Source organism: Rhizobium sp. CCGE 510 (genome assembly GCF_000292525.1).
Lineage (GTDB): Bacteria > Pseudomonadota > Alphaproteobacteria > Rhizobiales > Rhizobiaceae > Rhizobium.
The window spans coordinates 116,129-129,418 of the sequence record NZ_AEYF01000048.1; the positions used below are offsets into that span (position 1 = coordinate 116,129).

At 61.1% G+C, this 13,290-nt stretch carries 8 protein-coding genes and 3 pseudogenes; 5 read left to right on the forward strand and 6 right to left on the reverse strand.

Annotation, left to right across the window (positions count from 1 at the left end; translation table 11 throughout):
- Window positions 1-261 precede the first annotated feature (261 nt).
- The 3 genes from RCCGE510_RS28940 (at window position 262) to RCCGE510_RS34565 (ending at window position 1,026) form a co-directional block, all read left to right on the forward strand.
- Window positions 262-564, forward strand: coding sequence for a BrnT family toxin (locus tag RCCGE510_RS28940; protein WP_007636209.1), 303 nt, complete (start codon window positions 262-264; stop codon window positions 562-564).
- Window positions 548-826, forward strand: coding sequence for a BrnA antitoxin family protein (locus RCCGE510_RS28945; RefSeq protein ID WP_007636217.1), 279 nt, complete (start codon window positions 548-550; stop codon window positions 824-826). The genes RCCGE510_RS28940 and RCCGE510_RS28945 overlap by 17 nt, the downstream gene beginning before the upstream one ends.
- 71 nt (window positions 827-897) lie before the next feature.
- On the forward strand, window positions 898-1,026 hold the full coding sequence (locus tag RCCGE510_RS34565) for a hypothetical protein (RefSeq protein WP_007636231.1): 129 nt from the start codon (window positions 898-900) through the stop codon (window positions 1,024-1,026).
- Here the strand turns inward: RCCGE510_RS34565 and RCCGE510_RS28955 are convergent.
- From RCCGE510_RS28955 to RCCGE510_RS28970, 4 genes and pseudogenes are all read right to left on the reverse strand, one after another.
- Window positions 1,023-6,110: a helicase-related protein gene (locus tag RCCGE510_RS28955; RefSeq protein ID WP_007636233.1), complete on the reverse strand. Its 5,088-nt coding sequence runs from the start codon at window positions 6,108-6,110 to the stop codon at window positions 1,023-1,025. The two genes, RCCGE510_RS34565 and RCCGE510_RS28955, sit on opposite strands and share 4 nt — an antisense overlap.
- 147 nt (window positions 6,111-6,257) lie before the next feature.
- On the reverse strand, window positions 6,258-6,770 hold the full coding sequence (locus RCCGE510_RS28960) for a hypothetical protein (RefSeq protein WP_007636235.1): 513 nt from the start codon (window positions 6,768-6,770) through the stop codon (window positions 6,258-6,260).
- A 12-nt stretch (window positions 6,771-6,782) separates the two neighbouring features.
- Window positions 6,783-7,383: pseudogene (locus RCCGE510_RS28965) on the reverse strand (DUF1419 domain-containing protein).
- Between the two features lie 143 nt (window positions 7,384-7,526).
- Window positions 7,527-8,483 carry a DUF3991 and toprim domain-containing protein gene (locus RCCGE510_RS28970; RefSeq protein ID WP_037080168.1) on the reverse strand — a complete coding sequence of 319 codons (957 nt, stop codon included), beginning with the start codon at window positions 8,481-8,483 and terminating at the stop codon, window positions 7,527-7,529.
- A 367-nt stretch (window positions 8,484-8,850) separates the two neighbouring features.
- On the opposite strand from RCCGE510_RS28970, the pseudogene RCCGE510_RS28975 reads away from it, so the two are divergent.
- Both RCCGE510_RS28975 and RCCGE510_RS33955 read left to right on the forward strand, forming a co-directional pair.
- Window positions 8,851-9,688, forward strand: a pseudogene (locus RCCGE510_RS28975) (type IV toxin-antitoxin system AbiEi family antitoxin domain-containing protein).
- A pseudogene (locus RCCGE510_RS33955) lies at window positions 9,678-10,592 on the forward strand (nucleotidyl transferase AbiEii/AbiGii toxin family protein). Before RCCGE510_RS28975 ends, RCCGE510_RS33955 begins: the two co-directional pseudogenes overlap by 11 nt.
- Window positions 10,593-10,962: 370 nt before the next feature.
- Here the strand turns inward: RCCGE510_RS33955 and RCCGE510_RS28990 are convergent.
- Complete coding sequence (locus RCCGE510_RS28990) at window positions 10,963-11,277, reverse strand: hypothetical protein (RefSeq protein ID WP_007636243.1); 315 nt, start codon at window positions 11,275-11,277, stop codon at window positions 10,963-10,965.
- 697 nt (window positions 11,278-11,974) lie between these two features.
- Complete coding sequence (gene repC / locus RCCGE510_RS28995) at window positions 11,975-13,189, reverse strand: plasmid replication protein RepC (protein WP_007636244.1); 1,215 nt, start codon at window positions 13,187-13,189, stop codon at window positions 11,975-11,977.
- Between the last annotated feature and the right edge of the window lie 101 nt (window positions 13,190-13,290).

Below are 13,290 nucleotides of genomic sequence, written 5' to 3' on the forward strand. Positions count from 1 at the left end.
TCCTTTTCCGTCTTCTCTTCGAAGACACCCCCCAGGCCCGCGGATCGGACGGCCCGGCACAACTGCGGCCGAGCATCCCTGTCCGGCTGGGCAAGCAGGGCTGACAGCCCTGCGAAGGACGACGGGCCGGGATCGCGGGGTGGGCCGCGGTTGAGCATCAGCGCTGCCGGGTCGACCGGTCTGCGAGCGGGATTTGCTTTCTTTTCCTCCCCCGCTTTCCCCCGTCCTTGAAATCGGCGTATATTATGGCAATATACAGCAATGATTGATTGGGAACGGATTACCAGCTTCGACTGGGACGCGGGAAACGCCCGCAAGAGCGTCGAGAAGCATGACGTCAGCCAGGCCGAAGCGGAGCAGGTGTTTTTCAACGAGCCGCTGCTGATGGTTCCCGACGCAAGGCATAGTGTCGAAGAAAACCGCATCCACGCTCTCGGGCGCACCGACGACGGAAGGTTGCTGCACATCACCTTCACGCTTCGGCACAATGAGACGAAGATACGGGTGATCTCGGCCCGGGACATGAGCCGCAAGGAGCGGAGCTATTATGAGCAAGACGCTTAAGCCAGTACCGGAATTCAAGACGGAAGCGGAAGAACGCACTTTCTGGGAAAGCCGGGATTCCGACGATCATGTCGACTGGAGCAAGGCGGAGCGTGTTCGCCTGCCGAACCTGAAACCATCCTCGACATCGATCTCGCTGCGGCTACCGAACGCTCTGCTTGAGCGGATCAAGGTCGCGGCCGGCAAACGCGACGTACCCTATCAGTCGCTCATCAAGATCTGGCTTGCGGAAAAGATCGACACTTCGGGTCCGCAACGATGACGTTTACGGGATCCACACGAGCACTGCACCGTGGCAGGCGCCCCTTCGTCGTGACCTATCGCGGAAGGAGCATGACCGTCGATCTCGCCGGCTACTATCCTGAGGATAGCGACGAAGGAATTCATGTCGGTGACGATATGGCCGTCACCGACGCGGCTCTTCGGACACTGGAGGACGAACACGCCGGCGAAAACGGTTAGGCGGCAATCACCTTGGCGTCATCCGCGCCTTCGATATCCGCCCTAAGCGCGTCTTCGACTCCGGAGAGTTGACGATATTTCTCCTTGAGTTCGTCGGAAAATGCGAACTCCGCGCCTTCGCGCGACCGATAGGAGGCAAGCCTGCGATGGGCATCGGCCAAACGTTGGCGATAGCGTTCCCGTTCCTCCTCGAAGCCGTCCATCGCATGTTCGAGGCGTGAGATCGCGCCGAGCGGCGTCACCGTGACGGCAAGATCGATTTCATAGTCAGCGCCGGTGCGCATCAGCATGGTGGTGTAGCGATAGCCACCCTTGCCGAAGCGCTCGCCGGTATATTCGAGATCGAAACCACCGATGGAGGCAATGACAATGTCCCCTTCCTGCTGTAGCTGGACGAGGGTCAGTATCTCCTTCATCAGCGCACGGCCCACGTTCTTGCGCTCGTCGTAGGCTTCGGCCATGACGGTCATCGCGAAGGCATCGCCGGCGGTCGGAAGGAGGCGGCCGATATCCTCGCCGATTTCTTCGATGCGCCGCGCCGAAACCTCGATATCGCGCTCGGCGTCGCGGATTTGCCGGCGAACGGCATATTGATCGTCGTCATGGGCGGCGCGAAGGCGCTCGAGGCGGGCGATATCCGCCTCGAACCCTGCTTTCTGCATCAGCCGCTCGTCGCCCGAGGCAATCGCCTTGGCCATGGCGAACTGGTTGGCCTGTCCTTCGCCGAGATCTTCCAGCCTGCGGATCGAGGTGTCGCCGGACAATGCGGCGGCAATGAAGCGGGCCTTGCGCTCGTTGTTCTGCCACATGGTCGCGTCGAGGCTGCCCTTGGTCGCATAAGCATAGATGTCGACCTCGTCGTGCTGGTTGCCCTGGCGAACGATCCGGCCCTCGCGCTGTTCGATCTGCGACGGCAGCCACGGGACGTCGAGATGGTGGAGCGCCTTCAGCCGCAATTGAGCGTTGACGCCAGTGCCCATCGTGTCCGATGAACCAAGCAGGACGCGCACTCTGCCGGAGCGAATATCCGCAAAGAGCCTCTGCTTTGCCTCGCTGCGCTTGAAGTCCTGCATGAAGGCGATCTCCGCCGGCGGCACGCCCATGCGGACAAGCTCATCGCGAATCCAGCGATAGGCGCTAAAACCCCTGCTCTTCTCGACGCTGATCGTGCCAAGGTCGGAAAAGATCATCTGCGCGGCACCGCCGAGCTCGAGTTCTTTGCCGTCGGGGCGGACATAGGTGTGTCCCGACGTCTCCTTCCAGATCCGGTGGGCGTTGCGAATGAGGAGATTGATCTTGTTGTCCCCCTCGTTGTCGCTCTCGACGTCGACCAGACGTAAGTCGATTGCAGCGTGCCGGCCGTCGGTGATGACGGAGAGCAGGATGTCGTCGCCGGGCTGGGCCGGACCGTCGCGCATCTCGATCGCCTTGATGCGGGCATCGAGGATCTGCTGATAGGCCTTGAATGCCGGCGTCGGCTCGGCCGTTAGGATCTGGCGTCGGCCTGTGGAGATCGCCGGCACCTTGACGTGTTGGTGGAGGTCGGCCGGCATGACGACATCGGCGAAGCTGCGGAACATCGAAATCAGTTCGGGGACGTTCACGAAGGATGCAAACCGGCTGACCGGCTTGTATTTGCCCGACGGCTGCAATTCGAGCTCGGTCGTCGTGTCGCCAAAGGTCGACGCCCAGGCATCGAACTCATGCAGGCCGCGTTCGGCCAGCGCTTCGTGGCCGAGCAACCGCTGGATCGAGAACATCTCGCCGAGTGTGTTGGTGATCGGGGTGCCCGACGCCAGAACGAGCGCACGGCCGGGGTTTTTGGTCTCGATGAACCGGGACTTGACATAGAGATCCCACGCGCGCTGCGAGCCGTTCGGATCGATCCCCTTCAACGTGCTCATGTTCGTGGCAAAGGAGAGCTTGCGGAACTCCTGTGCCTCATCGACGACGATCTGGTCGACGCCGATTTCCGAGATGGTCAACAGGTCGTCCTTGCGGGTGGAAAGTGCCAGCAGCCGCTCTTCGAGACCCTCCTTCAGGCGTTCGAGGCGCTTACGCGAAACACGATCCTCGCTGTCGACCTTGCCGAGCAACTCCTCGTAGAGCCCCAACTCATCGTGGATCATCTGTTGTTCGAACGCGGAAGGGACCGCGATGAACTTGAAAGCCGAGTGGGTGATGATGATCGCATCCCACGTCGCCGTGGCGGCACGGCTCACGAACCGCGCGCGCTTGTCCTTGGTGAAGTTGGTTTCGTCGGCGACCAAGATATTGGCGGAGGGATAGAGCGCCAGGAACTCTCGCGCCGCCTGTGCCAGGCAATGGCCGGGAACCACCAGCATCGCCTTGGCGATCAGCCCGAGCCGGCGCTGTTCCATGATGGCGGCCGCCATCGTCATCGTCTTGCCGGCGCCGACGGCATGGGCGAGATAGGTGGCACCGGAGGCGATGACCCTCCAGATGCCACGCTTCTGGTGGCCGTAGAGCTGGAAGGCACCGCTCGCGCCGGGCAGCTTCAGATGGGATCCGTCGAAGGCACGCGGGGCGATATTGTTGAACTTGTCATTATAGACGCGCGCCAGCCGGTCGGTGCGATCCGGGTCGGTCCAGATCCAGCTCTGGAACGCCTGCTTGATCTTCTGCAGCTTGTCGCGGGCCGCCTCGGTATCGACGACATTGAGGACGCGGCGCTCACCACCCGTATCCTTGAACACATCGAATATCTGCGGGACACGGCTGTTCAGTGCGTCGGCGAGCAGTTCACCGGCATGACGGCGCTCGGTCCCCCATTCCGAGGTCCCGATGGCGCTATAGGCGAGCTGACGGGCTTCGACGGTCCAGGAGCCGAGCTCCGGCATATGATGGATGCGGATGCCGACGTCCATCGTCTCCTGGGCGAAGGCGACGACGTCGGCGGCCGGTATCCATGGCGCGCCGAGGCGTGCGGTGATGTCGGACGGGCGAAGATCAGCAGGCTGGACAGCCTGAAGGGCGCGGACATTGCGTTCGAATGCCGGATCGAGATCGGCGGCAGCTTGCGCGGTCACCAGCTTGGCGCGCACCGGTCCGGAGAGATAGTCGTCCGAAGTCTGCCAGGAGCCGCCGGCGGGATCGCGGAAGATCGCGTCACCGAGGTCATCGATCACTGCATCGGCGTCGCGGTGCAGCAGTTCGGCGACATGATCGAGGTCGACGTGGCCGGCTTCGTTCAGCACGACCGCGAGCGCGTCCGAGGCGCAAGTGATGACGGGCGGCGCCGGCGGCGAGATTACACGCTGGCTGAAGATCGGCCCAGGCTTTGCAGTGTCGGTTTCGAGATCGTAGTCCTCGATTGAGGCGACCAGCCAGCAATCGGGGTCGTCCAGAAAGGGCTGGAGGTTTGGACGGCGATGGGTTTCGCGCACCTCACCGCTCTCATCCTCGCTGATGGAGACGGTGGTGTGGTTGATTGGTCCGAAGTCGCGGACGAAACTCGACCACGCGATACGCAGCCGGACCTGCAGGTCCTTCCACGGCCGGTCGAGTTCCTGGGCCTTCAGCAGCTCTCGCACGGCATCGCGGATCGGGATCAGCTTCACGATGATCCGGGCGTGCTTCTCAGGCACGCCGTCGGTACTGCGGCCCTTGCGCACCTTGATCGAGACAGGGGCGCCGCCGACCATCTGCACGAGGCCCTGCCTGACGTCGACGAAGTAGCTGCCCTCACGGACCCTGGAATTGTCCGGCCGGTGATCGACGATTTCGGCAAGCTCATCCTCAAGATCAATGTCGATCTCGGTCGGCTCGCCGTCGTAGATGCCTTCAGGAAGGCGCTCGATCGCCGAGGAGAGTGCGGCCTCCAGATCCTCGCCCTCCTGAGCCTGGCAGGTATACATCTCGCCGAAAGGACCCGACGTCAGCGCATGCGTGCCAAGCACGAAATCCGAGTGGCGCGCGAACCAGCGATTGACGCGGATCGGTCCCTCGTCCGCGGTGGCCGCCCGAACCTCCTCGGTGTCGAGCCAAGTGAGATCGCTTGTCGGTTCAGCCGCCTTGCGTTTGCGGAAAAAGAGGAGGTCGACGACGACATCCGTGCCCGCATCGGCGCGGAAACTGCCTTCGGGCAAGCGGATCGCCGCGACGAGATCGGCCGTCCTGGCGATATGCTCGCGCGCCGTCGCGTCGGCCTTGTCCATCGTGCCAGCGCTGCTGACGAAGGCGGCCAGCGCGCCCGGCTTCAGCAGATCGATGGATCTTGCGATGCAGTAGTCATGCAGCCGCAGACCCATGGATCGATAATGGCGATCCGATCTGACCGTTCGGTCCGAAAACGGCGGATTGCCGATGGCAAGGTCATAGATGACCCCGAGATCGATGCGGGCGAAATCCCCATTGATAATACGCGCCTTCGGCTGCAGGAGCCGGACGATCCGGGCGGTCACCGGATCGAGTTCAACACCGGTGACATAGGATTTGTCGCGCAATCCCTCCGGCATCAGCGCCGGAAACAGGCCGGTTCCGATCCCCGGTTCCAGGACGCGACCGCCGCGCCAGCCGAGACGCAGGAGACCGGACCATATGGCGCTTGCGATAAATTCGGGCGTAAAATGCGCATACTGCGTGCAGCGCATCAACGAGCCGTAGTCCGTCTCCGACACAGCACTTTCCAGCGATCCGCCGAGCGCTTCCCAGCCGTCGCGGAACTCGATTTCGCCGGGCAGCCGGAACATGCCATTGGCGAGCTCCGAGGCCCCGAAGCCGGTGAAGCGGATCAGCTTCTCTTGCTGCTCCCGCGTCGCCGGCCTGCCGTGCCGCTCGATTTCGTTGGCGGTCAGGATCATGGCAACGTTAAAGCGGGCTCGCTCCTTCCAGGTTTTCGCAAGGCCGCGCTCGCCATCGAGGTAGAAATTGGCGCGCTCGCGCTGCTTGCGAGCCGGAACGGGGACCGCCCTGGCCGGCGCGGGCGCCGAGGGCGTCGGGTCCGGATCGTTGTCGTTACCGGGACCATCATCGAAGCCTCCGGGAAACGCCGTGATGCCGAGGCCCGACGAAAGCACTGTCGAGCCGAACATGTCGAGGGTGAAAGGGTCGTTCTGCGCCATCGGAAATATCTCCTGTGTTAAAGGCGCGCGCCATCGACCGGACGGACGATCCGGCAGGGTGCGATTGCCGCGGTGGTTTCGGGGATGGTGGCCGGTCGCGCCGGCCCGCAAATGCGAAATCCGGCGCTGTGGCCGGGCCTTCGATGCTCAGGTGGGAGCGTCCTTGCGCATCCGCTCGAGCATGTCGTCGGTCGAACTGTGCTGCAGGGCGTCGGCGGTGATCCGCGTGACGCTGCCGCCGTAGCCGTCGAACCCGATCTTCGTGCCTATGAAGGACCTGATCAGCACGAGCTCGCGGATCTTCAGTGAGCGCCGCACAATGTCCTGGAGGATCTCGGCGATGCCGACCGGCCCAGCGGTCAGGTGGATGTCGACATAAGAGGTGCGATCGACCTCGTCGGTCGCGTCGAACGCCGTAAGGACGTTGGCGACGGCCGCGTTGAGCCGGCTGTCAATCGCTTGCGAGGCGACCCAGGCGGAGCGCAGGTCGTCGGGGTCGATCGAGACACTATCGCTCGCTCCCTCGAAGCTATGGAGACCGACGCCGTCGCTTCCTTCGACGGCGTCCATCGCAAGCGACAGGACCAGTCGTTCCAGCGGCGTCAGATCGGATTCCGGGATCTCGGGGACGACGGCGGTGGCGGTGTGAAAGTCTTCCATTTCGTCCTCCCGTCATGCCGCGATCGCATCGGGGAGATGGCGCAGTTGCACCGGCAGCTTGGCCGCGATCTCCACGTCCGAGAGATCGCCGAGCAGTTTCAGGAACGTGCCCGCCTTGCCGCCATAGAGCTGGACGGTGCGTTGGCCGCGCATCGCCGGTGGCCACCTGTCGCCGGCATAACCGCGATAATCGTCATGTGCGGTGCTCCAGATGTGCTCAAGACGTTCTTCGCGCGTCATCGCCTTCATCGGCCGGGACTCGCGGGCGATGATAGCGTCACGCATCCGCTCCGGCGAACCCTTGTCGGCAAGGTCGCAGTAGGCATGAAAATGGCGCCTGCGGCTATCCAGCCTCAGCGTGAGGAAGACGCTGGTGACGCTGCCAGTCATAAACTCGCGCATGGCGAACATCTCGCCACGGATCCAAAGCGGCGGCAAGACGTCGAGCATGTAGTCGCATTGCTCCTCGGCGATTTCGAACCACTCGCCGGCGTAAAGCGCTGGCATCGGCCTCGAAACGGTTCGGGCGCTGCTTGTGACGGTCGAACATGCGGAACATTTCTGAGCGGGTGGCAACACCCTGGAAGACTTTGCGGATGGGGGTGGGGATCATTGCGGGCTCCTTTTGGCCTCGTCGGACCGGAGCGCGGCGCATCCTCGTGGATGTCCATCCTCTCTTCGGCCTTTCCTGACCCCTCCCCTGCGGCCGCCATCCGGTCCGGTCGGGTCAAGGGCCGGCTTCAGCCGGGCGAAGCTTCATCCTTGACGCGACCGGCGGGCATGCGGCAGTTCTTCCTCCCTCTTTCCCCCTGCCTGGCCTCTCATTGCCTTGAGGTCCTCATTCCAGTCCTCACCGAATGGCCGCAGCCGTTCGTAGCCGCAGGCGGCATCGCGTGTAATCGCCGCTATCCGGCCGGCGTAGATATCGCCCTGAACGTTGTTGTCGGTCGCTGCCACCAACAGCGTGCCGGGACGGGCTGCAAGCACACGGATCGCCGCCTCTGTAGCCGGAGCCCAGCCGCCGCCGGTGCTGACATACAGACTGTTGGAGAGCCGGCGCTCGATCGCGGCGAGGCTCATCGCGTCGATCGCAGCTTCGGTGACACATGTTCGCGGCGCATCCTGCTGACCGAACCGAAAGAGCACCTTCGCCCCGCCGTTGGCAAAACCGCGCCACTGCGGGCCGCGCTCCTCCCAGCCGCTGACGATGCCGTGATCGTCGGTGTGAGCAGCCCACATGCTGGCGTACGGCCCCTCGCGTAACCGTTCGTGCCTAACGGCCAGGCGGAGAACGTCATCCGCCAGAAATCGCTCATCGGTGAGGTATCGCCATGTCAGTGAACCAGGCCAGGGCCGGCGTCGCCGGCGCCAGCGCTCGTGGATCGCGATGTCCCGCGCCCTCGCCTGCTGCCGCTCCCATGCGGGTTGCTCAGGCTCATAACCGACCAGCTCGGCAACCCGATAGAGTCCCTCGGAAAAACTCACCCCGGCCAGATACCCGACCAGTGAAAACACGTCGCCCTTGGCCCCGGCGCTGCCCAGGGGATCGAACCATCCCTTGCCGCCGTGGATGACAATGATGATGCCGCCGTCGCGGCGATATTTGACGGCGCGACGTGTGCTCTCCTTCAGATCGACCGCAAACCCCGCCTTATCAAGCACGGCGGCACACGGTACCCTGTCTCTCAATTCTTCAACTTCGTTCCTGTTCATCCTTGCCTTCCCGCACCTCTTGAGTGCCGGCCTTCCCTGTTTCGGTTCCCGCAGACCTTGCGGACACCTCCGCAGAGGCCGCGAAGAGGGACGGAGGCAAGGGCGCGGCTGGCCGCCAGGAATTCGGGATCCGCCATTCGCTTCAGCACGGGCCAGATGCGGCGCAGCTTCCCTTGCCGCCGGCTGCTCGCAAGCGGCACGCGTCCCTCAGCAACCGCGGTAAGGCCGGCTCGACGAGCCGGCCCATTGGAAGGAGAACGTTCTTCACCCATACGATCGGCCGCAAAAGTCCGTTAGAAACGGACATTTTTCTCCATTTTCAAAGCTATCTTGCCGGATACTTTAACTACTGTTATTTTTGTCCGTCATGAGCGATCAAAAACGCGACAAATTAAAGTCAATGCTGGATGAGGTTCCGGCAGGTTTCATCGTGGATTCCGCTTGGATGCGGAAAATGGAAATCCGCCGGAGCTCCACATATGATTATCTCCGCCGCGGCTGGCTGGAACCCGTCATGCATGGTGTCTATCGACGTCCCTCAGGGCGCGATGGTTTGGCAAAAGAACGCATCGACTGGCGCATTGCGGTCATGTCTGCCCAGACGATCATGGATTACCAGTTCCATGTTGGCGGCCGCACGGCGCTGGGACTTCGCGGGCATGTGCATTACCTGGCGCTGGGGGCCGCCGAAAAAAATTTTCATCTATGGCCATGCGCCCCGATGGCTTGCGAACCTCCCCACCAATGGCCTCCCCGTCCTCCGCAGCACGCGGCTTTTCAAGACGGCGGATCTCGGCATCGAACCGCTGGCGGCGGAACCGGACGGCAACCACATCCTGTCTCTACAGAATTGGACGATACGCGCATCAACGCCGGAGCGGGCTATTATCGAGGCGCTGGACGAACTGCCCGAAAACGAGAGCTTTCACAACATCGATACGATCTTCGAGGGTCTGACCACCCTTCGTCCGCGCCGTATAACCGAACTTCTCACAGACTGCACGAAAGTCCAGGTGAAACGGCTCTTCTTCGTCTTTGCCGACCGCCATGATCACCCCTGGCTCAAACATATTGACCGGTCGAACATCGATCTTGGGAGCGGCGACCGCTCATTCATCAAGGGCGGCAAGCTGCATCCCACATACCGCATCACCATCCCAGAAGAGTACCTTCCAGGAAAGCCAGAGAGCGCCGGTGGCCCGTGACCAGTATCTTTCCCAGCTCGATCTCCTCGTCCAGGCTTGCCAATAATTGCCGACGAGCCGGCTTTCGCATTGAAGGGTGGAACCGCCATCAATCTCTTCTACAGAGACCTCCCCCGCCTCTCAGTCGATATCGACCTGACCTACCTTCCGCTCAAACCGAGGGACGAGAGCTTGGCCGAAATCGACGAGGTCCTCGACCGGGTCGCCGCCAAGGTTGAAAGGATCAAGGGAGTCCGAGCAAAGCGAATAGCTGGCGGTGGCGGCGGCGATACGCGCGTCGAAGTGAGGCGGGGCCAGACCGCAGTCAAGATCGAGACCTCTCCGGTCGCCCGCGGCACAGTGCACCCCGTCGAACGACGCAGGGTCAGCGAGCGGGTCGAAGACCAGTTTGGTTTTGTAGAAATGCAGGTTGTTGCCTTCGAAGACCTCTTCGGCGGCAAGATGCATGCAGCAGTCGATCGGCAACATCCGCGCGATCTCTTCGACATCAAGTTGCTTTATGAAAACGAGGGACTGACTGACCCGCTGTTTCGTACTTTCCTTGTCTACGTGGCGAGTTCCGGCCGGCCCCCGCACGAGTTGCTGCAGCCCAATAGAGTCAACGTCGTACATGTCTTCAATCAAGAATTCGATAGAATGACAGTCGAGAAGGTCTCACTGGACGAATTGCTGTGTCCGGGAGCGGTTCCTGAGCGACATCCAGGCGCGCCTTGATGATAAAGCCCGAACGTTTCTGCTGTCCCTTCACGATGGCGAACCCGACTTCGAGGTTATCGGCTTGCCGCACGCCCTCGCCTTGCCAGACGTCCGCTGGAAGATCCTTAACCTGCAAAAGCTAACGAATGACAATCCGGTCAAACACGCCGAACAGCGCGAGGAGATCGAGCGGCTATTCACACGATAATGCGCCGTTGGCCGATCTGCAGGATCGATAATCCGACGACTGGCTCGCCTCTCCCGCAGCTCGCCGCCGCGGCCTATCGGGAAGCCCTGTTAATGGCGGCCAGCTGATCGAGGTGGTGAGTGCGCCTGCGAGCGTTATACCAGTAAACAACGGCCAATCCGTCGTGAGCGATCGTGGCCTGAAACAAGGCGACTTTAAACCGGTTTTCCGAGAGCGGATAAATCAGCGCAAAGTCAGCGCCGATGGCGCTTTCAGTTGACCCGATTTGCAATCTGCAAAATCAAAACTAAATCTACCCTCTCCCCAAGCGTCGGATCCAACGCTGCGTAGACGCTGAGGTTGGCCCAGAGCCTTCGAAAAGCGCAGCCGTTTAAAACTCCTCGTCAAGCCCCACTGCTCGCGCAAAGCCCCGAAACTTCCGCCACACTTTGCTCAACCGCCCGGTGAAGAGCCTAGTTTTGCCGTGCAGAGAAAGCACCCTGAAGAAATACCGCTCATCCCGCAGGAGATCTCCTTGCCCTTCATAGGCTCCCAGCTCCCGGACAAGCAGCGCCTCGTGATCCAGTAGTCTTGAGTATAGACGGTAACAGTAATTCTGGAACCTCTCTTTGTGCGGCGGGAGACGGTCGCTGTTCATGAGCGTCGTCCGCTCCGTGCGCATAGCTAGTACGGGTGTGGGTTCCATCTTTCGGCTCCTTTGCCATAGGGCCTACGGTGAACCGGTGAACGCTCCTCTAACAGACGACCGTGGATTGACGCCGATCGGCCGATGGACTGGAACATGCCAACTGACGGTGCCGATACCATGCTCGCTTTCGGCCGCATGCGGGCAGGATGTTGCACTTCAACTCCTGACACTCCGCTCGACCATCTCACGGTTGCTCTCTCGGACGACCAGAAATCGCGGCAGTCGTCGATTTAGTATGCAGAGTAGCTGCCGACCGCAATGGAGCTCGAAGCCTCCAACTCGAAACAGCGCGAACCTGGCGGCCCGGGCGGGGGCAGGCCGTTGTTCACCATCTAAGATGGCCTGATTTCAATGGCTTGGCGCGGTTAGTCACGACTAACGACCGATGGGTCCACTCGGCGAGAGCCTGTGATCAGTTTCCGGCCAGCATCCGCCAATGCCTGTCTTCTGCGCCAAAACGGAGAAGTGGAAGACGAACGCTTTGAAAGTCTTAAGCACTGCCGGGTCTCTGCCTTGTCCACGCCCGACACCCGCAGCGGACAGCCAAGAGCTGGATATTCCATCCCTTGAATATCGCAGTTCGGCGCCTTTGATGCCAGATCCAGATTCGTTGATCGAAGGCACGGCCGTATCAAGCAATCCGGAAACCAATGAATTTTCAGAGATTTAGCGTAGTTAGTCGCAACTAACACCATTATCCCGCTTTATCGACCTTTTCACCATTGCTGCGAAGTAATGCCATAATAACCGGCCCGAGAGAAAACTCACCCCGCTCTGTCCGCCGCGTCAGATCTCGCAGATAGCCACCGGGAGAATTGATCAGATGTGCGCGCTCCAGAATGCAGGACACTGCGACAGCGGCGTTTTCCGGTCCCATGGCATCGCAAGCATCCTGATAGGCGGACGGGCTTACGCCCAGCATCGATCTTACCACGACGGCGGCCAACATCAGGTCGCGCCAGCTCCCCACCGCTCCGCCCGGCCCATAGTCGCTGATTTGCGGACAGGCTTTCACCACAATCCCAAGTGGGAACGCTTTTAGCGGCTCGTTCTTCGGCCGGCGGGTCATCTCCAATTTCCCGCCCTGCTCTTTTCCAGAGCTAGGTTCAAGTTCATTGGTGGATTCGGGATTTGAATTCTGTATGTGCTGCTCAGTATGAGCATCATTGGTGCTATTAGATCGTGAATCTGACTGCATATCCAAGCGATTAAGGATCTCCTCGCGAAGAAGCTCCATCTCATCGAGAATGTTTGTGATGTCTGCCATGGTCGGTGTCCGCGGGATGCGGCCTACAAGGTCCACATACATTGTTTCAACAGCCGCCCAGTTGCCGTCGGCGCCCTCCTCCATAGCAGCCGAAATCAGTTTGCGGACGTCGCGCCTGCAGATTGTCAAATTCTCCTTGGCCTTCCTAAAAGCTGAACGCGCCGCGACGACCTTCTGGGCGACAAGCGCAAGTTCTTCGGCGCGGGCAAGGATCGGCGACAGGTCGAAGCCAAAAGCATTGTCGATCTCGCCTGCGCCGTTCTTCCGAGCATAACGTTTGCCGTTGGCGCTGTCTCTGCGGACAATCAGCCCGCAGTCCACGAGAAATGCCAGGTGGCGCCGAAGCGTCGCCCCAGCCATGCCGTGGGCGCGAAGGATCAATTGTGCATTCGAAGGGAACACGACCAATTGTGCGCCCTGGCGAAGTTCGGTTTCCGGATAGAAACTCAGCAGCGCGTCGAGAACAGCGAGGCTGTTTGACTGCAATCCAAGCTCTTCCCGGGCTTCGGAAGCGTCCCGAAAGACCTTCCACTTGTCGACGGATTTGCCTGCCTTGATCTCGTTTGCGGCAACTTGCCGCTTCACGAGAGCAAGCGTCATAGGCCGCCGCCCAAAGGGCGTCGTCACACTTCCTGTCTGCATCGTCTTTCACCTTTCAGAAGGCAAAAGAAATCAGCTCACCAAATCGGTGCCAAAGACTCTTGACGAATATTCGTGGAAGTGCGATTCTCAGGTTGCTTAGA